At 47.7% G+C, this 25624-nt stretch carries 27 protein-coding genes; 13 read left to right on the forward strand and 14 right to left on the reverse strand.

Annotated features, from left to right (window positions below):
• Nucleotides 1-85 precede the first annotated feature (85 nt).
• The 3 genes from ABDB98_RS04800 (at nt 86) to ABDB98_RS04810 (ending at nt 4168) form a co-directional block, all read left to right on the forward strand.
• Nucleotides 86-1270 (forward strand): pyridoxal phosphate-dependent aminotransferase, encoded by a 1185-nt coding sequence (locus ABDB98_RS04800; protein WP_438421512.1) that lies wholly within the window; start codon nt 86-88, stop codon nt 1268-1270.
• Nucleotides 1271-1302: 32 nt separating this feature from the next.
• Complete coding sequence (locus tag ABDB98_RS04805) at nt 1303-2547, forward strand: beta-ketoacyl synthase N-terminal-like domain-containing protein (RefSeq protein WP_438421513.1); 1245 nt, start codon at nt 1303-1305, stop codon at nt 2545-2547.
• A 232-nt stretch (nt 2548-2779) separates the two neighbouring features.
• Complete coding sequence (locus tag ABDB98_RS04810) at nt 2780-4168, forward strand: hemolysin family protein (RefSeq protein ID WP_438421514.1); 1389 nt, start codon at nt 2780-2782, stop codon at nt 4166-4168.
• Between the two features lie 13 nt (nt 4169-4181).
• On the opposite strand, the gene crcB is transcribed toward ABDB98_RS04810, so the two are convergent.
• The 3 genes from crcB to ABDB98_RS04825 are packed head-to-tail and all read right to left on the reverse strand — an operon-like array spanning nt 4182 to nt 5651.
• Complete coding sequence (gene crcB, locus ABDB98_RS04815) at nt 4182-4541, reverse strand: fluoride efflux transporter CrcB (RefSeq protein WP_438421515.1); 360 nt, start codon at nt 4539-4541, stop codon at nt 4182-4184.
• Complete coding sequence (locus ABDB98_RS04820; RefSeq protein WP_438421516.1) at nt 4538-4933, reverse strand: fluoride efflux transporter FluC; 396 nt, start codon at nt 4931-4933, stop codon at nt 4538-4540. Before ABDB98_RS04820 ends, crcB begins: the two co-directional genes overlap by 4 nt.
• Before the next feature lies 1 nt (nt 4934).
• Complete coding sequence (locus ABDB98_RS04825) at nt 4935-5651, reverse strand: glycerophosphodiester phosphodiesterase (protein WP_438421517.1); 717 nt, start codon at nt 5649-5651, stop codon at nt 4935-4937.
• A gap of 169 nt (nt 5652-5820) precedes the next feature.
• Between ABDB98_RS04825 and ABDB98_RS04830 the strand changes: the two genes are divergently transcribed.
• The 3 genes from ABDB98_RS04830 to ABDB98_RS04840 all read left to right on the forward strand — a co-directional run bounded on the left by ABDB98_RS04830 (nt 5821) and on the right by ABDB98_RS04840 (nt 8001).
• Entirely contained in the window at nt 5821-5925 is a 105-nt protein-coding gene (locus ABDB98_RS04830) for a YhdX family protein (RefSeq protein WP_003155299.1), read from the forward strand.
• 165 nt (nt 5926-6090) lie between these two features.
• Nucleotides 6091-7206: a mechanosensitive ion channel family protein gene (locus ABDB98_RS04835; protein ID WP_438421518.1), complete on the forward strand. Its 1116-nt coding sequence runs from the start codon at nt 6091-6093 to the stop codon at nt 7204-7206.
• A gap of 63 nt (nt 7207-7269) precedes the next feature.
• Nucleotides 7270-8001, forward strand: coding sequence for an NAD-dependent protein deacylase (locus ABDB98_RS04840; protein ID WP_438422113.1), 732 nt, complete (start codon nt 7270-7272; stop codon nt 7999-8001).
• Between the two features lie 59 nt (nt 8002-8060).
• On the opposite strand, the gene ABDB98_RS04845 is transcribed toward ABDB98_RS04840, so the two are convergent.
• Together ABDB98_RS04845 and ABDB98_RS04850 are read right to left on the reverse strand one after the other, a co-directional pair.
• A protein-coding gene (locus tag ABDB98_RS04845; protein WP_438420396.1) for an IS3 family transposase occupies nt 8061-9211 on the reverse strand; the annotation gives its coding sequence in 2 pieces (ribosomal slippage) (nt 8061-8938 and nt 8938-9211; 1152 coding nt in all).
• 113 nt (nt 9212-9324) lie between these two features.
• Entirely contained in the window at nt 9325-10173 is an 849-nt protein-coding gene (locus ABDB98_RS04850) for a polysaccharide deacetylase family protein (RefSeq protein WP_438421519.1), read from the reverse strand.
• A gap of 262 nt (nt 10174-10435) precedes the next feature.
• Here ABDB98_RS04850 and dat point away from each other — a divergent pair, with 262 nt between their 5' ends.
• Nucleotides 10436-11287: a D-amino-acid transaminase gene (gene dat, locus ABDB98_RS04855; protein ID WP_060963181.1), complete on the forward strand. Its 852-nt coding sequence runs from the start codon at nt 10436-10438 to the stop codon at nt 11285-11287.
• A gap of 41 nt (nt 11288-11328) precedes the next feature.
• Here dat and ABDB98_RS04860 read toward each other — a convergent pair whose 3' ends face one another.
• Nucleotides 11329-11913 carry a TetR/AcrR family transcriptional regulator gene (locus tag ABDB98_RS04860; RefSeq protein WP_060963180.1) on the reverse strand — a complete coding sequence of 195 codons (585 nt, stop codon included), beginning with the start codon at nt 11911-11913 and terminating at the stop codon, nt 11329-11331.
• 108 nt (nt 11914-12021) lie between these two features.
• On the opposite strand from ABDB98_RS04860, the gene ABDB98_RS04865 reads away from it, so the two are divergent.
• Nucleotides 12022-12573: a hypothetical protein gene (locus ABDB98_RS04865; protein ID WP_438421520.1), complete on the forward strand. Its 552-nt coding sequence runs from the start codon at nt 12022-12024 to the stop codon at nt 12571-12573.
• Nucleotides 12574-12611: 38 nt separating this feature from the next.
• On the opposite strand, the gene ABDB98_RS04870 is transcribed toward ABDB98_RS04865, so the two are convergent.
• Nucleotides 12612-13112, reverse strand: coding sequence for a universal stress protein (locus ABDB98_RS04870; RefSeq protein WP_438421521.1), 501 nt, complete (start codon nt 13110-13112; stop codon nt 12612-12614).
• 420 nt (nt 13113-13532) lie between these two features.
• Here ABDB98_RS04870 and ABDB98_RS04875 point away from each other — a divergent pair, with 420 nt between their 5' ends.
• Together ABDB98_RS04875 and ABDB98_RS04880 are read left to right on the forward strand one after the other, a co-directional pair.
• Complete coding sequence (locus ABDB98_RS04875; protein ID WP_438421522.1) at nt 13533-15290, forward strand: ABC transporter ATP-binding protein; 1758 nt, start codon at nt 13533-13535, stop codon at nt 15288-15290.
• Entirely contained in the window at nt 15287-17308 is a 2022-nt protein-coding gene (locus ABDB98_RS04880) for an ABC transporter ATP-binding protein (protein WP_438421523.1), read from the forward strand. The genes ABDB98_RS04875 and ABDB98_RS04880 overlap by 4 nt, the downstream gene beginning before the upstream one ends.
• A gap of 40 nt (nt 17309-17348) precedes the next feature.
• On the opposite strand, the gene ABDB98_RS04885 is transcribed toward ABDB98_RS04880, so the two are convergent.
• From ABDB98_RS04885 to ABDB98_RS04910, 6 genes are all read right to left on the reverse strand, one after another.
• Entirely contained in the window at nt 17349-17969 is a 621-nt protein-coding gene (locus ABDB98_RS04885) for an NAD(P)-dependent oxidoreductase (protein WP_438421524.1), read from the reverse strand.
• Nucleotides 17970-17997: 28 nt separating this feature from the next.
• Complete coding sequence (locus tag ABDB98_RS04890; RefSeq protein WP_016938366.1) at nt 17998-18123, reverse strand: hypothetical protein; 126 nt, start codon at nt 18121-18123, stop codon at nt 17998-18000.
• Nucleotides 18124-18225: 102 nt separating this feature from the next.
• Entirely contained in the window at nt 18226-18432 is a 207-nt protein-coding gene (locus tag ABDB98_RS04895; protein ID WP_016938365.1) for an alpha/beta-type small acid-soluble spore protein, read from the reverse strand.
• A 224-nt stretch (nt 18433-18656) separates the two neighbouring features.
• Entirely contained in the window at nt 18657-18872 is a 216-nt protein-coding gene (locus ABDB98_RS04900) for a YheE family protein (RefSeq protein ID WP_012117190.1), read from the reverse strand.
• Between the two features lie 83 nt (nt 18873-18955).
• On the reverse strand, nt 18956-20314 hold the full coding sequence (locus tag ABDB98_RS04905) for a YheC/YheD family endospore coat-associated protein (RefSeq protein ID WP_438421525.1): 1359 nt from the start codon (nt 20312-20314) through the stop codon (nt 18956-18958).
• Nucleotides 20304-21395, reverse strand: coding sequence for a YheC/YheD family endospore coat-associated protein (locus ABDB98_RS04910; protein WP_438421526.1), 1092 nt, complete (start codon nt 21393-21395; stop codon nt 20304-20306). Before ABDB98_RS04910 ends, ABDB98_RS04905 begins: the two co-directional genes overlap by 11 nt.
• Nucleotides 21396-21632: 237 nt before the next feature.
• On the opposite strand from ABDB98_RS04910, the gene ABDB98_RS04915 reads away from it, so the two are divergent.
• Both ABDB98_RS04915 and ABDB98_RS04920 read left to right on the forward strand, forming a co-directional pair.
• A complete protein-coding gene (locus ABDB98_RS04915; protein ID WP_438421527.1) occupies nt 21633-22766 on the forward strand; it encodes a DUF445 domain-containing protein in 1134 nt (377 codons plus the stop codon).
• Between the two features lie 85 nt (nt 22767-22851).
• A complete protein-coding gene (locus ABDB98_RS04920; protein ID WP_045927096.1) occupies nt 22852-23202 on the forward strand; it encodes a YlbF family regulator in 351 nt (116 codons plus the stop codon).
• A 37-nt stretch (nt 23203-23239) separates the two neighbouring features.
• On the opposite strand, the gene ABDB98_RS04925 is transcribed toward ABDB98_RS04920, so the two are convergent.
• Complete coding sequence (locus tag ABDB98_RS04925; RefSeq protein ID WP_438421528.1) at nt 23240-24379, reverse strand: DNA alkylation repair protein; 1140 nt, start codon at nt 24377-24379, stop codon at nt 23240-23242.
• Between the two features lie 370 nt (nt 24380-24749).
• Between ABDB98_RS04925 and ABDB98_RS04930 the strand changes: the two genes are divergently transcribed.
• On the forward strand, nt 24750-25616 hold the full coding sequence (locus ABDB98_RS04930; protein WP_438421529.1) for a Cof-type HAD-IIB family hydrolase: 867 nt from the start codon (nt 24750-24752) through the stop codon (nt 25614-25616).
• Nucleotides 25617-25624: the final 8 nt, after the last annotated feature.

Below are 25624 nucleotides of genomic sequence, written 5' to 3' on the forward strand. Positions count from 1 at the left end.
TGATCCTGAAAAAGCGTTGACTGCGCTATGTAAATCTTTCATAATCATTGTAAATAGAAACGGCAGAAAAAGACAGAAGGGACAGATGACAATGGGCGGTTTATCACGGGAAGTGACAGAAAATCTGGAGAAAGGATCATGGATACGCAAACTATTTGATGAAGGCGCGCGGCTGAAAAAAGAATTCGGCGCCGATAAGGTGTTTGACTTTTCTATAGGAAATCCGGTTGCAGAGCCTCCGGAAACATTTAAAAAGGCGCTTTGCGAAGCGGCTGAAACAGGACGGCACGGATATATACAAAACCAAGGGCTTCCGGAGGCGAGAGAGAAGGTTGCGGGCTTTTTATCAGAGCGGTTTCAGACTGAAATTTCTGCCAGACATACAGTGATGACGGTCGGAGCCGGCGGAGCGCTGAATGTTGCGCTCAAGAGCATATTGAACCCGGAGGAAGAAGTCATTCTTCTGGCGCCTTATTTTGCGGAATACAAAGCGTATGTTGAAAATTACCGCGGCAGTCCCGTCATCTGCCCGCTGACTGACTCATTTGAGATTGATATTGAAGCGGTGAGAGAAGCGATCACTCCCCGTACGAAAGGGCTGATCGTCAATACGCCGCATAATCCGACGGGAACTGTGCTGAGCCAGAAAAATCTTAATGAATTGGGCGCCTTATTAAAAGAAGCCGAGGAACGGAACGGACAAAGCATCTTTATTTTATTTGACGAACCATACAGCCAGCTGATCTACGGCGAAGAGCAGGCGAATCCGTTTCAGGCGTATCACCGCGTGATTTTAGTCAGTTCGTTCAGTAAAGATCTCGGCATTGCGGGGGAAAGGCTCGGGTATATCGCAGTTGACGCCCAAATGCCTGAGGGGGATCTTCTGACGGGTGCGTTCGTTTTCTGCAACCGGACGCTCGGCTTTGTGAACGCTCCGGTCATGATGCAGCGCGCCGTGGCGAAAATGGATGATCTTTCGATTGATGCTGAACCTTACCGTAAGCGCAGAGACCTTATGGTGGATATCCTCACAGAAGCGGGTTTCGAATTTGAAATGCCGAAAGGAGGCTTTTTCGTTTTTCCGAAATCACCGATTGAAGACGAGGTGGCATTCTGCATGCATGCCGCACAGAAATACAAACTTTTGATCGTACCCGGCAGCGGATTTGGAAGAAGCGGCTATTTCCGCTTATCTTTCAGTGTGCCTATAGAACAGATCAGACAGTCGCGGGACATTTTCAAAGCGCTGTATCAAGATTTTTCTTCATAGCTTCCAATACATAAAGATGGGAGAACGGGCAAATGTCGAGGAGAAGTGTTGGCACGTCAGACATCAGCATTACAGGAATCGGGGTCTTAACCGCGGTCGGACAGGGCAAAGAGGCGTTTCTTGATGCGCTTATGGAAGGGCGGCATGCTTTTGATGTGATGAAACGCCCCGGCCGGCAGAAGGGCAGTTCGTTTATCGGCGCGGAGCTTAGCGAATTAACGCCGCCGGATGCGCTGTCCAAACGCTTGTACCGAAGGGCCGCATTATCAGGGAAGGCGGCGCTTATCGCTTTATATGAAGCATGGCATGACGCTCAATTAGACGGTGCTGATCACAGCCGCACCGGTCTGATCGTCGGCGGCTCGAATACGACGCAGCGCGAACTGCTGCAGACCTTTGAGAAAAACGGCGAAACGCCGCAATTTGTAAATCCGGTGTACGGGCTTTCTTTTATGGATAGTGATCTATCAGGGCTTTGCACCGAGCAATTCGGGATAAAAGGGCCGGCCTTTACGGTCGGCGGCGCGTCGGCAAGCGGCCAGGCGGCGGTTATCCAGGCTGTCCAAGGAATCAATGGCGGCCTGTTTGACCGCTGTATCGTGATCGGGGCGCTGGCCGATCTGTCGTATATGGAGTGTCACGCTCTCCGCTCATTGGGAGCAATGGGCACTGATCAATTCGCTGAACATCCTGAAGCCGCCTGCCGCCCGTTTGACCGGCATACGGACGGTTTTATATTCGGAGAAGCATGCGGGGCGATTGTGCTGGAACGCGCTGAATCTGCCGAACAGAGGGGCGCGCGTTCGTGGGCCGGCTTAAAGGGCTGGGGGATGGCTTCTGATGCGAACCGCAACCCGAATCCTTCAGAAGAGGGCGAAATGACGGTGATCCGCCAGGCGCTGGAGCGGGCCGGTCTTTCAGCGAAAGAGATTGATTACATCAATCCCCACGGCACCGGTTCGCCGATCGGAGATAAAACTGAATGCCGGGCGCTTTCTGAAAGCGGTCTGGCCCACGCGCGGATTAATGCGACAAAATCGATTACCGGACACGGCCTGAGTGCGGCCGGAACGGTGGAAATCATTGCCGCGCTATTGCAGATGCGGGAATCCAAGCTTCATCCGACCCGCAATTTAACGGAGCCGATTGACGATTCATTTCAGTGGGTGACCGACGGGCCGAGCGCCCATACCGTACACCATGCGTTGAGTTTAAGTATGGGATTCGGGGGGATTAATACGGCGCTTTGTTTAGAAAATCATTTCCGAAGCAGATAACGGCAGTCTTCTTTTTTGAAGGCTGTTTTTTATATGATAAAAAAATCTGAAAATGATGAAAGAATGGAGTTATGATACAATAAAATATACAAATGACAATCATGCTTTGACTTAGGAGGTGGCAGGATGGGGCCCTCTGTGTAGTCAATCGCCCATTTCGTTCCTCTCGCTTAAGAAAAAATGATGAAATCAGGAGGTGACGTCCTTATCCTTCAATTCGGGATAAGGTGAAATGGACGATATTGACAGTTTGATTTTAATCGGTGTGCTCATTGCGTTAACGGCGTTTTTCGTGGCGAGTGAATTTGCGATCGTCAGAGTGAGGAGATCCAGAATCGATCAGCTCATCTCAGAAGGGAACAGACGGGCAGTGCTCGCAAAGCGTATCATTACGGATCTTGATGAGTATTTATCCGCCTCGCAGCTCGGCATTACACTGACATCTATCGGGCTCGGCGTACTGGGAGAGCCTGCATTTGAGCGGATGCTTCATCCTGTGTTTCGGAGTATGGGGCTGCCGGATTCTGCTGAGCATGTGATTGCGTTTGCTGCGGCGTACGGGCTGATTACGTTTTTACATGTCGTCGTCGGTGAGCTTGCGCCTAAAACGGTTGCGATTCAAAAAGCGGAAAAGCTGACGCTATGGATTGCCGGGCCGCTTCGGTTATTTTACGTGTTCATGTTCCCGTTTATTTGGGTCTTAAACGGCTCCGCGAGGATTTTAACCGGTCTGGCCGGATTAAAGCCGGCATCTGAGCATGAAGGCTCCCATTCTGAAGAAGAGCTGCGAATCCTGCTGTCAGAAAGTTTAAAAAACGGAGAAATCAATCCGTCCGAATATACATTTGTGAATAAAATTTTTGAATTTGATAATCGGATCGCCAAGGAAATCATGATTCCGAGAAAAGAAATCGCCGCTGTTTCCACTGATATGACCGTGCCGGAAATGCTTGATATGATGCTGAAAGACAAGTATACGCGATGGCCCGTAACAGACGGGGACAAAGACAGCGTCATCGGCATGATCAATACGAAGCATCTTTTTTCAGACTTGCTGTTTATGACAGAAGATGAAAAAGCGGAAGTATCCATCACGTCTTACGTCCGCCCGGTCATTGAAGTCATTGAGACGATTCCGATACACGACCTGCTGATAAAAATGCAGAGAGAGCGGATTCATCTGGCGATATTGTCTGATGAATACGGCGGGACGTCCGGTCTTGTGACGACCGAAGACATCCTTGAAGAAATCGTCGGGGATATCAGAGACGAATTTGATGAAGATGAACAGCCGCTGATTCAAAAGATGTCCGAACGTCATTATATTCTGGACGGAAAAGTTCGGATCGATCAGGTGAATCATCTGTTCGGCGCAGAGATTGAAGAGGAAGTCGACACGATCGGCGGCCTTGTGCTGAAGCGGAATATTGATATTTGTGCGGGTGAGTCGATACAGATTGGGGGATACACTGCCCTCATCTTAGAAATGGACGGCCGGTTTATTAAACAGCTTGAATTAAAAGAAGAACAGGGCCGCCCGGGCGGTCAGGGGACAATAAACCGCCCGCTGCCCGTGCCTGAAACGGTCATGCTTCATAACGCAACCTTGAGCGAAAAATAAGCTCAAGGTTTTTTTAAATGGAAATGATAATGAAGCCGCACCAGAACACCAAAAGGCTTCCGGCTGCTGAAACTGCGATGTAGAGCAGGCTTTCCTTTATGCGATGGTTCATTATCAGCTGCACGGCTTCAATACTGAAGGTGGAAAAGGTCGTAAACGCACCGAAAAAGCCTGTCGCAATGATGATGCCGGCTGAAGGGTTATCCAGACCCAATCCGGTGAACATGCCGAGGCCGAAGGAGCCGAGCAGGTTGACCGCAGCCATTCCAAGCGGAATCGGCAAACCCTTTGTCCTTTCTGAAACGGTTTGCCCCAGCAGAAACCGTAATACCGCTCCGATTCCCGCTGCAATAAGCATCAGGACAATCGTCATGGCGTATCATGCTCCCTTCCCGCGATGCGAAGAGCAATCCGCCGTCCCCAGAAAATGCCGGCGTATGCAAGGGCAAGACCGGCGAATAAAGTCGCGGCAGCATAACAAAAAGCCGCTGCGGGAGACGATTGCAGCAAAAAGACGGTTTCTTTTGCGAAGGTGGACATCGTCGTGAAACCTCCGCAAAAACCGGTTCCGAAAAAGGCGGTCAGGAGAGGGCGTTTAGCCCGAATGAGAAAATAACCCGTGATAAGACCGAGTAAAAGGCTTCCCGCCGCGTTTTCGAGGAAAGTAGCCGCCGGGAAAGACCGGCTGTGAATGTGTGTGCTCATTTCAAAGCGGAGCAAAGCGCCGAGCGCCCCTCCGATAAAAATTGCGATGTATTGTTTCATATCAGCCATCCTTAGAAATAAAATCCGGAAAATCAGTTACAATGCCGTCAACTTCCATCATTTGCAGCTTTTCGGCCGTCTTTTGATTTCTGACCGTCCAGGCAAATACTTTCAGGCCGTGTTTGTGAGCGGTGGAAATCAAGAACCGATTCAGGCGGGTATATTTAATATTGACATAATGTGCGGCTGATTTGTAGGCGTTCAGCTGGCTTCTGGAAAACCTCCCGAAGCTGGGCCTGGCAATAATTGCAGTCGGAACGGACGGATACATATCATGAAAGGCCTGAATCGACTTCAGGCTGAAAGATTGAACGATATGATGCATGGAAAAGGAAAACCTGCTTAACAGCCGGCCGACTGCTTTTTCAAGACCGACTTGAGAAGCGTGCCCTTTCAGTTCAATTAAAAATCTGATTTTAGAATGATAACGCTTCAAGACCTCTTCGAGCAGGGGAATCCGTTCCCCTTTAAACTCAGCCCCGTACCAGCTGCCGGCGTCCAGGGACTGCAGCTGCTTCAGCGTGAAATCTTTTACAAAACCAGAGCCGTCCGTCGTCCGGTCGACTCTGTCATCATGTATGACGACAATGTGTCCGTCTTTTGTGAGCTGGACGTCAAGCTCAATGAAATCAGCGTTCATTTCGGCAGCGATATCAAATGCCGCAAATGTATTTTCGGGCGCATAACCGGATGCGCCGCGATGAGCGATGGTATACAAGCTTGTCAGCTCCCCTCATGGGCATTTCTGTTATTATATCAAATTCATATATGCACAGCGATTCAAACTGGTGAATGTGCGAAACAGTATTTTTTTGGAATAAAGATAGTGCTTTTTTCGGTTTACATTCCGCAGTGATGATTTATAATGGCAAAAAGGAGGCGAGATCATGGGAAAAGGGAGATTGAAAGTGGAGGAAAGAATTAAAGCCGAAACCGATGCTGAGATCCAAAAAGCGACTCTCCTGAAACAGACACAATCGAAGAAGAAATAGTGCCTGCCCCTGTTGTATCTGGCTGAAAGATGAACGAATTTGTGAAAAACCCCGGCTGTGTTCTGCTGCCGGGGTTTTTCAGGCTTTTCATAAAGACATTAAAAGAAGCTGATGTCCGAATGTTTTAGTATAATGGATTTTCGACAAGACAAAGGAGTATATGCCATGGTGACATCTTTTAAGAGCTTTTTTACTTTTGACCATATTTTGCAGATCTGTATCAGCATTGGGATTTTAGCGGCTTTTCTCATTTTGAGAAAACTGTTTGTCAAATACTTTTTCCAGCTTGTTTACAAATTGGCGAACAAACCGAAAACCGATATATTCAAACAGATTGCGGTAGCGTTTGATAAGCCGGCCAGGTGGTTTTTCGTTGCGCTGGGGCTGTTTTTAGCGATTGAGTATTCGCCGTTTTTAGACGGTCAGATGGACATTGTCAAAAAAATGTACCGCTCTCTGATCATAGCGCTGATCGCCTGGGGACTTTGCAATCTGACATCGGCGTCTTCCTTTTTATTTCATAAAGTCAATCAGCGCTTTGAGCTTGATATGGATGACATTTTGGCGCCGTTTTTATCCAAGGTGCTGCGCTTTGTCATTCTCGCACTCAGCGTCAGCGTGATCGCACAGGAATTCAATTATGATGTAAATGGGTTTGTGGCCGGACTCGGACTTGGCGGATTGGCGTTCGCACTCGCGGCTAAAGATACGATCAGCAATTTTTTCGGCGGCATTATCATCATTACGGAAAAGCCGTTTACGATCGGCGACTGGGTCGAGACGTCATCTGTGACGGGAGGCGTAGAAGATATCACATTCCGAAGCACAAGGTTCCGGACGGCGCAGGGGGCGCTCGTCACCGTGCCCAATTCAACGCTGTCGATGGAAGCCATCACAAACTGGACGAGAATGACGAAGCGCCAGATCACGTTTTCCGTTCGTGTCTCTTATGCGACGCCGATTGATCGTTTAGAGCGGTGCATCACAAGGCTCAGAGAAATGCTTCGCGAACATGAAGGCGTGCATGATGATACGATTATGGTTAACTTTGACGTGTTTGCGGACAGCTATTACAATCTGTTTTTTAACTTTTACACAAAGACCATCGTCTGGGCCGAAAGCCTGGACGTGCGGCAGGATATCAACCGCCGGATTATTGATATTTTTGCTGAGGAAGGCGTGGAATTCGCCTATCCGGGCCAGAATGTATTCGTAAAACAGAAAAGCCACGATGATCCGGTTCATGTGAAGGATCATTCCGGAGAAAAAGAACGGGCATAACGGGCGCCGTTCTTTTTTCATGATATGATAAAAAGAAAAGGCGGTGGAAGAGTGGAAGCGTTTATGACATTGATCAATCAGGCTGAACGTATCGCGGTGCTGACGGGAGCGGGAATGAGCACGGAATCCGGCATTCCGGATTTTCGTTCCGCGGACGGTATATGGACCGAAGACACCTCCAGAATGGAAGCGATGAGCAGGGAATACTTTGAACGCCGTCCGCGTGACTTCTGGCCCAAATTCAAACAGCTGTTTCAGATGAAAATGAGCGGAAGCTATGAACCGAATGCCGGCCATAAGTATTTGGCAGACCTTGAAAAGCGGGGAAAGCAGGTAGACATTTTCACGCAGAATATTGATGGGCTGCATAAGAAAGCGGGAAGCAGCAGTGTCTATGAGCTTCACGGTTCAATTCAGACCGCCGCATGCCCCCGCTGCGGAGCGCGCTACGGACTTTCTCATCTGCTGAAGGAAGAAGTGCCGGAATGTACGGCGGAAACCGGAGATCATGCGGTTTGCGGCACTGTATTAAAGACGGATGTCGTACTTTTCGGCGATCTCGTCCAGCATTTTGAAACCCTTTATGAAAAGCTTGATCAAGCTGATCTCCTTCTTGTGATCGGCACTTCGCTTGAGGTGGCGCCGGCAAGGTTTGTCCCTGAGGATGCGAGCCAGATTCCCGGTTTGAAGCAGGTGATCATTAATCTTGAGCCGACATATTGCGACCATTTATTTGATCTTGTCATTCATGAGAAGATCGGTGAATTTGCAAAGCGGATCAGAGCAGCGATATAAAAAAAGCCGGATCATATACGGGACTGACCCCCGTTTTTGAGACAGGGATCAAAACACCTTTAAGCAGCCAGCTGTCGGTATGTGACCGGCGGCTGGTTGTTTAGTTTCGTTTGAATACGAATGTTGTTATAATAGTGTATATAGGTTTCGACAGTTTGTTCTACGATGGTCGTCGTAGTGCTTTCCAACCTGTCGAGGTAGAACGTTTCAGACTTTAGTGAGGAATGAAACGATTCGATGGAGGCATTATCAGCGGGCGTCCCTTTGCGGGACATGCTCATGGTAATGCCTTTTGTTTTAACAGCTTTCTGATACTCATAAGATGTATAAACAGAACCTTGGTCACTATGTAACACGCAGTTCTCTGGCAGTGCAGGCAGCTGATCAAGTGTGTGTAAGACAAAGTCTGTGTCCTGTCTATCGCCAATCGTAAAAGCAATCACTTCTCCATTGTATAAATCCAATATACTGGAAAGATACAATTGTTTCTGCCCATAAGGCAAATATGTGATATCCGTTACTAGCTTTTCCAGAGGGCGATCAGACTGAAAGTTTCGATCCAATATATTCTCGGCCACGGCATATGGCTGCCCATTCTTCTTGCGCTTTTTCACCTTAACCCGGCATTGCCACTGATTCTTCTGCATAATGCGCTGAACTGTTTTATGATTCATACGCATTTCCTTTTTTAATATGGCTGTGATTTTCCGATAGCCATATCGATACTTGTGTTCTCGGCACAACGTGCCGATTTGTTTTTCTAAATGGTATTTAGGGTTATCTTTCATCAGATTCTTCTTCCAACGATAATAAGATGCTCGTGAGATACCTAAATGAATACAGATATCCTTTATGGTCATTGTGCCGCGCAATGCTTCTACAAGCTCGACTGGCGTTTCGCTATCAGCTTCCTTTCCAATTCGTTGTACTTTTTTAACACTTCATTCTGTTGTCTCAGATAACAATTTTCTGCCTGCAGTTTCTCTAATTCGGAAGAATACTCTGGACCTTTCCCATAAGAATATTGCTTTCCGACAGGTTGTTCGAATCGATGTGTATCCCCAGCTTTATACCACCTGACCCATGTCTGCACCTGCGTCTTATTCTTTATATTCAATTCCTGCATGATCTCCTTCACAGGCACGCCCGCCAATCTCATTTCTACAGCTTTCTGTTTGACTTCAACCGGATAACTCACTCTTGTCCTCATAGAAAAACACCTCCAAGTCTAATTTCGGATAACAACGATCCGTTTTCAAACTTGAAGGTGTTTTTTGTTTGTCTCATATTATGGGGTCAGTCCCATACAGATCCGGCTTTTTCTTATTCATGGACGGGAATCATCTGGTCCGTCAGAATATCAAAGGAGTAGCCTTGGGCTTTCAGTTTTTGGATCAGGCTCGGCAAAGCATGCACGGTCGCAGGCAGATCGTGCATTAAAATGACATGCGGTCTGCTCGTATGGACGCTTTCCAAATATGCGAGCTGATTCAATACTTCCGGCACGTACTGTGCATTTTTGTATTTCCAGTCCTCACTGTCAATCGTCCAGTCCCAGTACACGAAGCCGCCTCTTTCGAGATGCTTGATCTGGGTGTCTGTCAATGACGGTTTGCTGCCGTAAGGCGTGCGGACAAGATCCGTTTTCACTCCCGTGATGGCCTGGAGCGTATCGCGTCCCTGCTGCATTTCTTTCAGCGGCGATGTCGGTGTTTGATAAAACAGGTGATTATCGTGCGTCACGCCATGCAGGCCGAGCGCGATTCCTTCCTGATTCGCTCTTTGCACGGAATGTCTATAGGCTTTCATCCGCGGTTCAAGCATAAAAAAAGTGGCCTTTGCGCCATTTGCCTTCAATACATTCAACAGCTGTTCAGTATAAGGAGACGGCCCGTCGTCAAAGGTTAAATATACCGTTTTTTTCCCTGTGTCCCGCTCTTTCTGCAAATGTTTAAGCAGGATGTCGGGAGAATCGTTTTTCAGCCGCAGGCTTTCTGTTTCATCTCGAAGCTGCCCGTTTGCAGTCACTGTGACCTGTTTATTTTTTGCGGCGGAAGCGGAATAACCCATTATGACGATTACCAGAAGCAGTCCGCACAAAACTGCTAAACTCGTAAGTTTAAAAGCTAATGAAAACAGAGAAGGGGAAGCACCTTCTTTTGTCTTGCGCATAACAATCTCTCCAGTAGCATAAATTTCTTCATAATGCCGATAACGGCAGAGGCTTGCATAGTACCATAAGTTAACAGCATATGTATGTCGAATCAAGTATACAGGAACAAAACTGGAAAAGACATAGAAAATATGTCGAATCATAAGATTTTAAGAAAAAAATAAACTCCGCTGCCTGCTTGTTCAATATGATAGAATAGTTGACAATAACAGCTACAGCTGAGAATCCGCATCACGGCAGATAACGATGAGGAGGGTTTACATGAAGACATTGGTAAACGGCCAGTTGATTGATCGTGAAGAAGCCGCAGTTGATATTGAGGATCGCGGATATCAATTCGGTGACGGTGTGTATGAAGTCATCAGAGTATACAACGGCGTTTTATTCGGTCTGCATGAGCATATCGGCCGTCTTTTCAGAAGCGCCGCAGAAATCGGCATCACCCTGCCGTTCTCCGCAGAAGACATAGAATGGGATCTCCAAAAGCTCGTACAGGAAAACAAACTCATTGACGGCGGGGTCTATATTCAGACGACGAGAGGGAAGGCGCCCCGGAAGCACCAGTATGATGAAGGATTGGAGCCGCAGACGACGGCATACACCTTTTCAGTGAAAAAACCGGAAAATGAACAAAAAGCCGGAGCGCAGGCCATAACGGCCGAAGACAAGCGCTGGCTGAGGTGTGACATTAAGAGTCTGAATTTACTGTATAATGTGATGGTAAAACAAAAAGCCTATGAAGCAGGCGCTTATGAAGCGGTGCTGATAAGGGACGGAGCGGTCACGGAAGGAACCTCTTCCAATGTATACGCCGTCATAAACGGCACCGTCCGGACGCATCCTGCAAATGAGCTGATTTTAAACGGCATTACGCGGATGAAACTTTTAGGGCTGATGAAAGAAAATGGGATTGAGGTGCGGGAGAAGCCCCTTACTGAAGACGAACTCAGAAACGCGGATGAAATTTTTATTTCGTCGACAACCTCTGAACTAATCCCGATCGTAACCCTTGACGGAAAACCGGTCGGCAGCGGTGTGCCGGGTCCTGTAGCCAAAACGATTCAAGAGGCTTTTCAATTGAGCATTCAGCAGGAGATCGGCGTTCAGTCATAAACGGAAAAAGGCCGGAAACACATCCGGCCTTTTTGCTTCTGTCAGATAAAAAGAGACTCGATATGCTGAACGAGCACGCGGGAGATTTTCTCTTTTGAAAGACGCTCAGGTTCAAGCAGTGCATGCAGCGCCAATCCGTCGGCAATGGCATACAATTTCTCTGCTTCTGTCTCTTTATCAAGATTTGGTTTCAGATGCTTATTATCATCCAGCCAGTCAATCAGACCGCGGATATATGCCAAGATCCCGTCGTGCTGGGGATGAAATTCTTCTCCCTTATGTCTGGCATAAGCTGTGAAAGCGAACCATACCTCCATTTCAGCCATCGTTTCTTCATCTGTCGGGATGATTTCAAGCATCAGACGCACCGCTTTTTCTTTCGGCGGCAGGTCCGTCTTGGCAACTTCGTTAATTCTGGCGGCCGCTTTTTCTTTTACGAGGGTCATCGCATACCCTAAAAGCTCATCCTGGGTGGTGAAATAGTGCCTCAGCGCGCCTAAAGAAAGACCCGCTTCCCGGGCGATGTTTCTCACTGTCGCTCCTTCCATGCCCCGCTCCAAAATCGTCCGCCAAGTGGCTTCGGCTATTTGTTTTCTTCTTTTTTCATGATCGATGATTTTAGGCATGTCTCCAGTGTAACAGGAAAAAATATTTCTTGCAATTTTATAATACAATTGTATTAAATAAAAAGAGGTGTTACAATGCTTTTTAGAAAACGATAAGGGGGAACCGGATTGAACGCGATTGCTTGGTTGATTGTCATTTGTGAGGCTGCTTTTTGGGCGGCTGTCATCTTCGGATTGGCGGCGCGGTATTTATTCAGGCGGCAAAAGCTCGGAATGTTCTTTTTCGCTCTCATTCCTTTACTTGATGCCGTATTGTTTGCGGCGGCCGCAGCTGATTTATACAAAGGGGCGACGGCGACTATGGCGCATGCAGTGGCGGCCGTTTATATCGGAGTGTCTGTCGCCTTCGGAAAAAGCATGATTCAATGGGCGGATGAGCGTTTCCGCTATTATGTCGTAAAGGAAGGGGCAAAACCGGTCAAGCGGTACGGACTGGATTATGCCAAACATTATGCAAAAGGATGGGGAAGACATGTATTAGCGTTTGTCATCGGCGGCGTTCTTTTAGCCGGAACGGTATTTCTCATTCAGGACGCTTCCCGCACCGAAGCGCTAAGCGGGCTGTTGAAGGGCTGGTCTGTCGTGCTGTGCATTGATTTTTTGATCATGGCGAGTTTTTTTGTGATGCCGAAAAAAAGAGGAAACAGCCGGGAGCTCTAAAAAAAGCAGCTTTTGATAAAGCTGCTGTACAGAAAGGATTATTTTACGATCAGCACCGGAATGTCGGATTTCGATGACAGCTTTTCACTGACGCTTCCGAATAAAAGTTTTTTCAGCCTGTTCTGGTCTCTGCTCCCCATGACGATCAGATCCGCCGATATGCGGTCGGCATGCTCGATAATGGCATCAGCGGGATCACCTTCTAAAATGTCGATATCCCCGTCAATCTGGCTGTCGTTCATCAGCATTCTCGCTTCGGCAATGATTTCTTCCGTACGGTCTTCATAAATCATCGGGTCAGGGGAGATTCTTTCCGCTTGAAGCGGGTCGGGAACGCTTGCAATCCCGCCGCCGATATACGTGGCACCGGCTCCCGGCCTCGGGGGATCGACAATCGTCTGGGTATCTTTTGCATTGTGTGAATGTACGACTGTTAAATTCGCGTGAAATGTTTTTGCAAGGTCTATCGCTTTTTGAAGCGCTTTCTTGCTATCATGACTTCCGTCAAAAGCTGCAATCAACCGGTCCGCGTGAAACATCGGCCTCATCCTTTCAGTAAAAAAGGTTTATAAAACAATACCCGTACGGAAGAAATCTAAAACCTGTATTGACAAAAAAAGGATTCGTTTATATGATAAAGGAATAATATAGGAAAAAAGGAGGTATGGATCATGTCAGAATTAAAGCTTGTCAACTCATCTTCAGCTGAATATCGGCGTGACTGCCATACACCTTCCGTTTTCTGAACATTTGCTTAAAAACGGTGCAGTCGCGCATATCAGGCGGGTCTGTACCTTATTTATAATAATAAGAGGCATGGAGCTGACGCTTCATGTCTTTTTTTATACAAAAAATGAATGAAGGACAGGTGTGATGCATGTGGCGGTATTAGCGAAAACAATGAAAAACAATCCGGAAAAACTTGATGGAGGCTGATTCATGAAAGGGGATGACGGTATTTGTTTACTGTATTAAAAAAGCTAGCTTGGTTTTTTAAAGCCTATTGGCTGCGCTATACGACAGCGATTGTTCTGTTATTGATTGTGAATGTCATCGAAATGTTCCCGCCGAAACTTCTCGGTAACGCAATAGACGATATGAAGGCGGGCGTGTTTACGAAAAGCGGGATGCTGTTTTACATATGTGTGTTTCTCGCTTTAACGGCAGCCGTATATTTGCTGTCCTATTTTTGGATGTACCAGCTTTTCGGCGGGGCGAATGTCATGGAGAAAATTCTCCGATCAAAACTGATGGGAAGGCTTCTTCAAATGTCACCGCCGTTTTTTGAGAAATACAGAACGGGCGATTTAATGGCGCGGGGGACGAATGATTTGCAGGCCGTCAGTATGACGACGGGCTTCGGGGTCTTAACGCTCGTCGATTCGACGATGTATATGCTGACGATATTTTTGACAATGGGGCTTCTCATCAGCTGGAAGCTGACATTTGCCGCGATTATCCCGCTGCCGATTATGGCGGCTGCGGTCAGTCTGTACGGAAAAAAGATCCATGAGCGGTTTACGGAAGCGCAGGATGCTTTCGGATCATTAAATGACAAGGTGCTGGAGTCGGTATCCGGCGTCCGGGTCATTCGGGCTTTCGTGCAGGAAAAAAATGATGTCAGCCGTTTCGGTGATATGACGGCGGATGTATACGAGAAAAACATGAAGGTGGCGTTTATCGATTCACTCTTTGAACCGACTGTGAAACTTCTAGTCGGGCTCAGCTATCTCATCGGTCTCGGCTACGGCGCCTATCTCGTTTTTCAAAACCGGCTGACGCTGGGAGAGCTGGTATCGTTTAACGTGTATCTCGGAATGATGATCTGGCCGATGTTTGCGATCGGAGAATTAATCAATATCATGCAGCGCGGCAATGCCTCCTTAGACCGTGTCAATGAGACCCTTTCCTATGAGCCTGATGTGACAGGGCCCAAGCAGCCCGCCGATATCAAGGAGCCCGGGCGTCTTGTTTTTGAACAAGTGACTTTTACGTACCCGAGCGGAGCGGGACCGGCTGTTTCCGATGTATCATTTTCCGTTGAAAAAGGGCAGACACTCGGCATCGTCGGAAAAACGGGAAGCGGAAAGACGACGATTATTAAGCAGCTGCTGCGTGAATATCCGCCCGGTGCGGGAGCCATCACGTTTACAGGCGTTCCGATTCAGGAGATTCCGCTTGAGAAGCTCCGAGGGTGGATCGGCTATGTGCCGCAGGATCATATTTTATTTTCAAAGACAGTGAAGGAAAATCTGCTTTACGGTCGGCAGGACGCAACCGAAGAGGAAATCGGCAGCGTGCTGAAGGACGCGCATTTTAAACAAGATATCGGCATGCTTTCAGAAGGGCTTGAGACGCTTGTCGGCGAGAAGGGGGTGGCGCTCTCCGGCGGACAAAAACAGCGCATCTCAATTGCGAGAGCGCTTTTGACAGATCCGGACATTCTCATATTAGATGATTCGCTTTCTGCGGTAGACGCGAAAACGGAAGCCGCCATCATTGACAGCATCCGTAAAAAACGGCAGCATAAAACAACGATTATCACCACCCACCGGCTCTCGGCAGTTGAACACGCAGATCTCATTCTCGTCATGGACGAAGGCCGGGTGTCTGAAAGAGGCACGCATCAGGAGCTGTTGGCGAAGAATGGCTGGTATCGCGAACAATATGAGAGGCAGCAGCTGTCCTCTCTTGAAGAAGGGGGGACGGGCGCATGAAGACGGGAAGAAGATTATGGAATTACGCGCTTCAATACAAAAAGCTGCTGATATGGGCGGTCGTTCTGCTCATTATTGCGGTCGGCACTGAGCTGACCGGCCCGTTTATCGGAAAAAAAATGATTGACGAACATATTCTCGGCGTTGAAAAAACATGGGTTAAAGCCTCTGGGGACGATCCGGATGCCGTCACGTTCAGAGGGCATGATTATGTCAGGGAGGACCGGCTCAAACCGGGGGCGGAGAAAACCGGAGAGGCGCACATTTATCAAGTCGGTGCGGCCTACTATTTTGTTGAGGGTCCCGTCAGTTTTGACGGAAACCGTTCGGTGACTGACGGCCGGCTGACGATATCAAACGGTAAAGAAAGCAGGTCATATCCCGCTATTGCGTTATCTAAACAGGAAATTTTTCAATTTTACCGTCTGGAAATAAAAGGGCTGCTGACGTTGACCGCCATTTACGCGGGGCTGCTCATGTTTTCCGTGTGCTTTCATTACGGCCAGCATTACCTGCTGCAGATGGGAGCGAACCGGATCATACAGCGTATGAGGCAGGATGTGTTTTCACACATTCAGAAAATGCCGATCCGCTACTTTGATAATCTGCCTGCCGGAAAAGTCGTGGCCCGCATTACGAATGACACAGAAGCGGTCAGAGATTTATATGTAACGGTGCTGTCTACGTTTATCACAAGCGGCGTTTACATGCTCGGTATTTTTACGGCGCTGTTTATGCTTGATGTCAGACTGGCCGCCGTCTGCCTTTTGATTATTCCGATCTTAATGATCTGGTCGGTTGTGTACCGCAAATACGCATCCGTCTACAACCAAAACATCCGTTCCATTAACAGTGACATCAATGCGAAAATGAATGAGTCCATTCAAGGGATGCCGATTATTCAGGCGTTCCGCCGTGAGAAGGAAACGATGAAGGAATTTGAAGAATTGAATGAAGCTCATTTCCGCTATAAGAACAAAATGCTGTCTTTAAATTCCCTCATGTCCCACAGTCTTGTCAATGTGTTGCGCAATGTGGCGTTTGTCGGGCTGATCTGGTATTTCGGAGGCGCGAGTCTGAGTGCGGCGGGAATTGTTTCGATCGGCGTTTTATATGCGTTTGTTGATTATTTAAACCGTTTGTTCCAGCCGGTTACGGGGATTGTCAACCAATTTTCAAAGCTTGAATTGGCCCGTGTGTCCGCGGGCAGGGTATTTGAGCTTTTACAGGAGGAGGAAACGGAAGAAACAGGCGCTCCCGCAGACAGAAAGGCGGAAGGGACTGTGGAATTCCGCGATGTTTCTTTTGGGTATCGAAAGGGAGAAGAGGTGCTGAAACACATCAGCTTTACAGCTGAAAAAGGCGAGACGATCGCCCTCGTCGGCCATACGGGTTCAGGCAAAAGCTCCATCTTGAATCTTCTGTTCCGTTTTTATGATGCCGAAAAAGGCGATATCCTGCTGGATGGAAAAAGCATATACGGCATGTCAAGACAGGAGCTGAGATCGCATATGGGGATCGTGCTGCAAGATCCGTATCTTTTCTCTGGAACGATTGGCTCCAATGTGACCCTCGATGATCAGCGTATTTCCCTGCAGCAGGCTGAAGAAGCGCTTCGGCAAGTCGGCGCCGCAGGTCTTCTGCAATCCTTGCCGAAGGGCATCATGGAGCCCGTCACGGAAAAAGGCGGAACACTGTCTTCAGGCCAGCGCCAGCTGATCTCTTTTGCAAGGGCGCTTGCGTTCGATCCGGCCATTTTAATTTTGGATGAGGCGACGGCGCACATTGACACCGAAACAGAAGCAATCATTCAAAAAGCGCTGCACGTGGTGCAAGAAGGGCGCACGACATTTATTATCGCCCATCGGCTTTCCACGATCAGACACGCAAACCAGATTCTCGTTTTGGAAAAGGGGCGCATCATTGAAAAAGGAAGCCATGACGAATTAATGGCGCAAAAGGGGCAGTACCATCAAATGTATGAATTGCAGAAAGGAACGGCGCAGTCCGCGGTGTAATCAGGAGGAGGGTGAATCAAAAGATTCGCCCTTTTTCAATTTAGTAAGCCAGTCCCACCCGTTTTCTGACAAACCGCGGGTTCATCAGTTCACGGTAAAGAAAATGCGCCGTGTCTCCGACGGTGATTTTAGTCCCGCCTTCAGGAAGCTGATCTTGTTCGAACCGGTAAACTCCGGCAGCTTCTCCGTCAGGAAGGTAGGTGGGGCAGATGATCGTCCAGTCAATATCCTTTGCCAGAAGCATCTCGTATACGCGGGCGTGTTCCTTTGCGGCTCTTGTTGATTTTCGTTTTGATTCTGACGATTCAAAACGGTATTTGTCAGGCATAAGCCGTGATTGAAGGATACCCGCGGTTCCGATCGTAATCAGACGCTGAACATGATGCTGTTTCATGCTGTCTATTATATGGATCATAGCGGCTGAAAGGGTATCGTCACCGTCCGTGCCGAGACAGCTCACGACTGTGTCCGCTTTAGAAATCAATCTGCCGATATCCTCCCGCCGTCTGGCATTCCCTGTTATGATATGTTTTTCAGGAATGGGGAGGGCCGTTCCGGCAGATCTGACAAGAGCAAATATCTCAATGTCTCCGTGTTTCTGAGCTTCTTTTATAAAAGCCTGTCCGACTCTTCCCGTTGCTCCGAGTAAAGCGATTTTCATGTAAAAAACCTCCTCGCCGCTCATTATATCATTCAAAGCAGCGGGGAAAAGAATACCTGTGAATAAAGGGGAGATGGTGGGCAACATATTCATTGACCAAAGAAACCGTTACGAACTGAAACAGCTCCCAATTGACTGAGGCAATGAATGACATGTTTTCCCTCCTTTTTTCCTAGGGTATGTGGAACAGGAAAAAGGGTGACGGCAATAAAAAGAAGACGCGGTATCCCGCGTCTTCTGTAAGCCATTTATTGAGTTATTGTACGCCTTGTCCGCCCATGTGCTGCTGCGCGAAAGATACTAAACGTTTAGTGATTTCTCCTCCGACAGAACCGTTTGCACGGGAAGTTGTTTCTCCGCCAAGGTTTACGCCGAACTCAGAAGCAATTTCGTATTTCATTTGGTCGATTGCTTGAGCAGCGCCAGGTACTAAAAGTTGGTTTGAAGAGTTGTTGTTTGCCATTTGTATGATCTCCTTTATAAAGTAGTATGGTTGGGTTTGCTGGAATTGCACCAGCTGATGGTTTCCGGAATGAAAACCATTGCCAGCTCGGCTTCACCCAATGGTGTTTGCCGCTTTGTACTACGTATTATGGTGAATCAAAAGGCATCTCATTCGGAAAACCGGGTGGTAAATAGCGGAAGGAAAAAGAAAAGCCCAGCCTTTTGCGGCTGAGCTTTTAGCTTTCAGTCATATATGTGATAAAGCATTAATTCATGCAGCTCTTTTACGAGTGCCGGCTCTTCTTTCCCCGGATGTGTGTGTCCCCATTCAATGTCTCCGGACTTGTGGTAAATTCCTTCGTAATGCGTACCCTGCCAGTAAAACGAAATCCGCCATCCGGGCAGTTTCTCTTTTTTGAATAACGGTTTCCAGCTGAAGTGCGAAATCATGACGTTCACGCTCCTTATCGGGAAATGTTGATCCTGTTCATTGTAGCTCATCAGTTCTGTGCCTGTCCCTGGTCAACGAAAAAAAAGCGGCCTCACCGCCAAAGTTTTTCCGGGGCGGTAATGGACCGTTCTGATAAATATGACGCGTATTCAAAATTTCTCCGTTTTGTGAGGTAATCGACTGATCTCAGCTTCGGATGCGAGAAAATGCTCCGCCCGGGGCGGGAGTTGGCCTCAAACATCCAAACTTTCCCCGCCTCATCAACGCCGAGGTCAAAGCCGATTTCGCCGATAAAGCCTTCAATATGTTCATTTAACACACGGCTGACCGCTAAGGCGGCTTTCGAAAGCTTCCGGATCATGCCGACTCTCTCTTTCGGATCGCCGTATAATTCAGCTAACGTTCTGACTTCCCCGCCGTTTGCCAGATGCGTTGTAATGCTGTTTCTGCCGGAAATTTTTGCTGCGATCGCCGTCACTGTCCATTTTCCCTCGGCATTTTTGTTCGTATGCACCCTGAAATCGACGGGACGCCCGTCAAGCCGGATCAGATCAATGCCTTGCTGCAATAAAAAAGCGGACGGGTCATTGTTTTCTTCAAATGATTTCATGAAGGATGCCGCATCTGCATAATCCGCCGTCACCACCGTTTTTTCCTCATTCGTGTATTTGACTGAGAAGCCGGCGTCTGTTTTTTTCAGCTTGTAAATTCCCGTTCCGAGCGTGCCGTCTGCAGGCTTGATAAATACGGTGTCGAATGTGCTGCATAACGTCTCTATCGCTTCTGCATTCGGCTGCAGGATTGTTTTTGGCAGGAGAGAAGCCGTGAGACTATTTTTTTCCAGAAGCTTGTGAATGTCCCATTTATTAAAGAATTGCGGATTAAACCAGGGAATCTGATAGTCATTCATCAGCCTATATTTTGTCTGCTGTAAAAGAGGAACTTTTTCCGTTTTTCGGCTCGGGAGCCTGTCATATACAACATTCGGAAGCGGGACGTCCGCCCGTTTCCAGCTGTTTTCTTTATAAATCAGCGCCTGGACTGTGCCTTCTTCCCAGTTGATCTGATGTGCCCCGAAAACGAAACAATATCCGTTCGCCTGCTCGTGAAGGGAGAGCAGCTTGGTAAAGAAGGATGTGCGGTCTCTGAACGGGCGCTGCGTCGATGATGTGAACCCTGCTGTAAAAATGCCGATCAGCGGTCCGATATGCACCGTCTGGCCGTGGATGAGAAAATCAGCCCGGCTTTTATGCGGTATCATCAGCTCCTCAAATAAGTCTTCAGAAAGGAGCGCGCTTTTTTCAAGAGATTGAGAAAAGGCTACACGGCATTTGACAACCTTGGTCCCGAAGGCAGCGGATAAAATCCCTTCCCGTTTCATGGCGGAGGGGAGATACAGCGTATTTTTGCTTTTTTTATCGATGCCGACCATCATCCCTTTATGATTCACGCGGAAGTGCTCCTTTCCGGCTTTCCTGTGACTGAAGATCGCGGAAGCGTTTCAGCGGACCGGTGTACAAATCCTCTTTCGCTTCGGGAGCCACGCTTAAAATGGCGTTCCGTCCCGGTTTTGAATTGACATCCAAAAGCCAGATGCGCCCGTCTTTGGCATAACAAATATCGAGCCCCAGCTCAAACAGCGGTCCGAATTGTTCATCAAGAAAATAAGGGACGGACTGGGTGATCGAAAAGACATCATCCAATAAAACGGCCTGCTGCTTTTTCGGAATTTCTTCAAACCACGTGTCAAATTTAATCGGTTCGGACCCTCCCCGCAAATGAGATAAAAGACCGTTCTGATAACCTCTTCGGATCGCTTTTCCGACCGTTTCCCAAGCTCCTGACTCATTTTTGCGCATGAAAATGCGGATGTCGCACGGGTGCTGTTCCTTATCCTGAATATTTAAGTAGGCTTGAAGCAAATAACGGTGCTGCAGCACTTTTTTGCACCAGGACTTAAAAGACACGTGGTTGGAAAACGTTTTTGTTTGCTTGTTTTTCCCGATATAGTAAGTGGCTGAAATTGATTTTTTCCCTGCTTTAAGGAGGATGATGCCTCTTCCTCCCGCGCCGAAAGCGGGCTTAAGTATACATGCTTTTTCTTTCGCTAAGTATGATTGCACCTCTTCATAGCGGCTGACTTCGACCGTTTCAGGAATATAGGGACTGATCAGATGATGCTCTTGGAGCGCATTCGTAACCGTCCATTTATCAGGAAGCCCGCGGCCGATAAATTCCGTTTTCGGATATTTTTTCAGCCATTCGACGATCGGTTTGGCTTTTTGAGCTTCAGCAGATTTTCCGTAAAAACAGCGATCGTAAATAAATTCGGGAATATCAATTTCCGTTTCGTTCCATTTTCCGCTTTTCGGATGATACACGAGCGCTTTTACGCGTAAAGAATCCGGATAAATATCAAACGGTGTAAAGCGGGCAAAGCGCACATTGTATTGAGGCGCTCTTTCAGCCAGTTCACCGGCGAAATCTTCTTCGTGCCGGCGGGATACGGACATAAAACCGAGTGTTGTCATGTTGTTACTCCCCCTTTATTCAAAAGCCGCTGATGAAACGGCCCTTCCATCCAGTAGACATGTTAAGCGCAGCATAAAAGATGATCTACTGTAAAGAGTACGAAACAGCATCTTGCCTTATTCCTGAGAAACAACAATTCAGGTTCTTCATTTGCCCGCATTCACGCCAGCCTCTATAATACGAATAGATATATCATCTAGAAAAATAGAACATAAGATGGAGGCAGAAGAAAAGGAATGGGCATAGCAGGAACGTTTATATTTATGATTGTGATCGGAGCCGCGATCGGCGCGGTGACAAATCACCTTGCCATTCAGATGTTATTTCGTCCGTACCGTCCGTATTACCTGTTCGGAAAACGGATTCCGTTTACTCCGGGGCTGATCCCGAAAAGACGGGACGAATTGGCAAAACAGATGGGGCTCATGGTGACGAACCATCTATTAACTCCGGAAGGCATAAAAAAGCGGCTTTTGTCAGATACCGTTAAAAACCAGGCGCTTGTGTTCGCCGAACAATTCACGCAAAAAATGGCCGCTTCCGATATGACGGTGCAGGAAGCTCTGGCCGCCGCAGGCATCCGGAATCCGCAGGAAAAGACGGATGCCTGGATTGACCGTTTTACAGATGAAAAGCTTTCGGAACTGTACCGGAAATATGAACACCGCGCCATAAAGGACTGGCTTCCTGATGAGCTGCAGAAAAAGCTGGATGAAAAAGTTCCGATGGCCGCCGATTATATCCTGAAGCGGAGCATTGATTATTTTGAAAGTGAAGAAGGCAAAGACAGACTCGGCAATATGATTGACGACTTTTTGAATACACGGGGGATGCTCGGCAGCATGGTGCAGATGTTCCTCGGCAATTCAAGTCTGGCCGGCCGTGTGCTGCCTGAGCTGTTAAAGTTTTTGCGCAATGAGGAAACAAAAAAGCTTCTGACTGATCTGCTTTCTCAAGAATGGGGCAAGCTCAAATCTTATACACTTTATGAGGCCGACGAAAAGTGGAATGCGAAAGAGCTGCTGTTCAGCCTGAAAAAACAGGCTTTGGCCGCGCTTCAAACCGCACCCTTTTTTGAGGGCCGGCTCGGTGACATCATCTCCCGCTATGAAGGGGAGATTACGGGAACGTATGCGCCGAAGCTGCTTGATGCAGCGCTCGGCAGTATTGCCGCTCATTTGGAAGATGTGCTCAAACGCCTTCGTCTTGAGGAAGTGGTCAAAGAGCAGGTTGATCTGTTTCCTGTTGAGCGGCTGGAGGAAATGGTGCTGTCGATTTCCAAGAAAGAATTTAAGATGATTACGTATTTAGGCGGTCTGCTCGGCGGGATCATCGGAGCAATCCAAGCTTTGTTTGTCATTCTTTTCTAAGGAAAACATCGGCCGAGGATGAAAGTCGCTCCGCAGTCTGTTATAGTGGAGTGGTATGTCTGAAAGGAAGAAAGGAGCGGTTACTATGGCAGTTCATTTTTATGATGCAGCATATGATCTTGAAAAAGCTTTGCGTAACAGTGATGAATACAGCCGTTTAAGAGGGCTTTATGATCAAGTAAACGCAGATGAATCGGCAAAACGCATGTTTGATAATTTCCGCAATGTACAGCTGCAGCTGCAGCAGAAACAGATGTCAGGCGAAGAAATCACTCAGGAAGAGGTAGAGCAGGCGCAAAAAACGGTTGCTCTTGTACAGCAACATGAATTGATTTCCCAGCTGATGGAAGCGGAACAGCGCATGAGCATGCTGATCGGCGAGTTAAACAAAATTATCATGAAACCTCTTGAAGAGCTTTACGGAAACCCGCAGTAAGCTCCCCCCCCTCCATCTATGAAATGGAGGGGGTTTTTTATTCTACAGAAAAATCAAGCGAACCTTTTACCGTTCCGTTAATGATGACAGACAGAGTGTGAATTCCCCGATAATGCTTGCGGGTGGTTAAATCTTTAAGGGAATGATGTTTGCTGAAGGCTTTTACGTCTCCGTTATCCATGGCGGACTCCGACATCTTAAACACCTTGCGGCTGCGGTGCCCCCTTTTCTTTACAAAATCAATCGCGTATTCAACCCTGACTTTTTGCCGGGCGGATGAGCGGATCTGAAAAGAAAAATGTATGCTTGTTCCGATGGCGGCCGTTTCCGAATTCAGTGTAAAACGTTCCAATGAAATCCGGGAGGCGTCTTCAAACCCGAAAATCGCAAGCGCCTGTTTGTCTCCTCTTTTTAACAGTGTCCTGCAGGCGTGCTTCAAAATCCAATCCGTGTGCGGACAGCTTCCGAACCGATCGGCTGCGATCTGTGCCAGAAGATCCGGATGTGTTTTGGAGATGTCATTCAGGTTATTCGCCACGCTTTTTCTGACATATAACGAGTCATCCTGCATCAAGCGGTCCAGAACAGAGAGAATCGGAGAAGGGTCGTCAAGAAGAGCCGGAATGGAGATTCCCCACGGCAGGCGCGGTCTTGAGCCTTCGCTGGCAAGCCTTCTGACATGTTCGTCCGGATGCTCCGTCCAGGAAAGGAACTCTTTGAACATCCGCTCCCGGTCAAGCTTGATATACGGGCGGACCGCAAATTCGGAAGTGGAAAAACGAGTGAAAAACTGAAGCGCCTTCATTGATTCTTCCCAGTGATCCGTTCCGTACTGTTGGACATAATCGGGAAAAATAATCCCGGCGAGCCCTGTGAAATGGGGAGCTGTCTCATATAAGACGTCAAGCGCCCGTATGTAATCCTTCGGCAGTGTTTCATATAAAGAGTCTGTGATCCGGCGCATCCGCTGTTTTAATGCCAGTTCGGGCCAATCTTCCTGAAACATCAGCGCCCGGCACATGTCCCGCTCAAAAGCCGGATGCGCCGATTTGATTCTGTTCAGAAGTGCTTCTGCAAATTCTTCGTTATAAATATCTTTTAATAGAGACATGACAGTCACCGCTTTTTTTCTTTTATTATATGCGAATATATGTTCTCTTTCAACTTTATCATACATTCAGCATAGATGCCCCTCTGATTTTTTTAGTTAAAAAAACCCTTGTCTTTTAACAGTAAACGTGTGATAATAACCCTGAAAGCGCCTACACTTACAGAAGATCCAAGGATACGGTCGCCTATACTGCCTGTTATGTTAAGGGGTAGCAACAGAGAGTAAGTGAAACGAGCGCATCAACGGTCAAATAAGGGGTTCCTGATATAGAAATACACATTGGGGAGAAGGCAGCAAATCGATCGTATCCCACAAAATGACAGTTCAAAGTCTGCTTGAGGCAGGCTTTTTTGCTGCTGAGAAAAGGTTGTTCTAAACAAAGAGACAGGGTCATATCCTAATGACAAGTACAGTCATCAAGGAGGGGGACTTCTCTGTGTCAAAACAAATGCTGGCGTTAAATATAGACGGAGCGCTTCTTCGCTCCAACGGCAAACTGCATCCGACGACAAAGGATGCCATTGAATACGTCAAGAAAAAAGGAATTTACGTCACACTGGTCACAAACCGCCATTTTCGCTCCGCTCAAAAAGTAGCGAAAATATTAAAACTGAATGCAAAATTGGTTACCCACAGCGGCGCATACATTTCCGAAAAAATAGATGAGCCGTTTTTCGAAAAGAAAATATCGGAAGATCACACGTTTAATATTGTCCAGGTGCTGGAAAGCTATCAATGCAATATCCGGCTTCTGCACGAAAAATATTCGATCGGAAATAAGAAGAAAGTGAACTCAAATCTGGTCGGGAAAACGATGATTCATCCGTCTGACCCGATTTTTTACCCGGTTCAGTTTGTCGAATCATTAAGTGATCTGCTCCTTGATGAGCCGGTTTCCGCGCCCGTCATTGAGGTGTATGCTGAAAACGGATTGCAGGCTGACATAACAGATACGATCGTGAAAGCATTCCCGGCCGTGGACGTGATCCGCGTTAACGAAGAAAAACTGAACATCGTGCCTAAAGGGGTTTCAAAGGAAAGCGGACTTTCGATGGTCGCAGCTGAACTCGGGCTTTCAATGGAAGAGGTCGTGGCTATCGGCCATCAGGAAGATGATCTGCCGATGATCGAACTGGCAGGCCTCGGTGTCGCGATGGGGAATTCCTCCAATGAATTAAAAAGAAGAGCGGATTGGGTGACAAGGTCAAATGATGAACAGGGCGTCGCCTATATGATCAAGGAATACTTCCGCATGCAGCACCGCAAAGGCTTTCTCGATAAGTTCCACATGAAACGGCCGTAATAAAGAGC

This window comes from Bacillus siamensis, from assembly GCF_051628075.1.
In the GTDB taxonomy this organism is placed as follows: domain Bacteria; phylum Bacillota; class Bacilli; order Bacillales; family Bacillaceae; genus Bacillus; species Bacillus siamensis.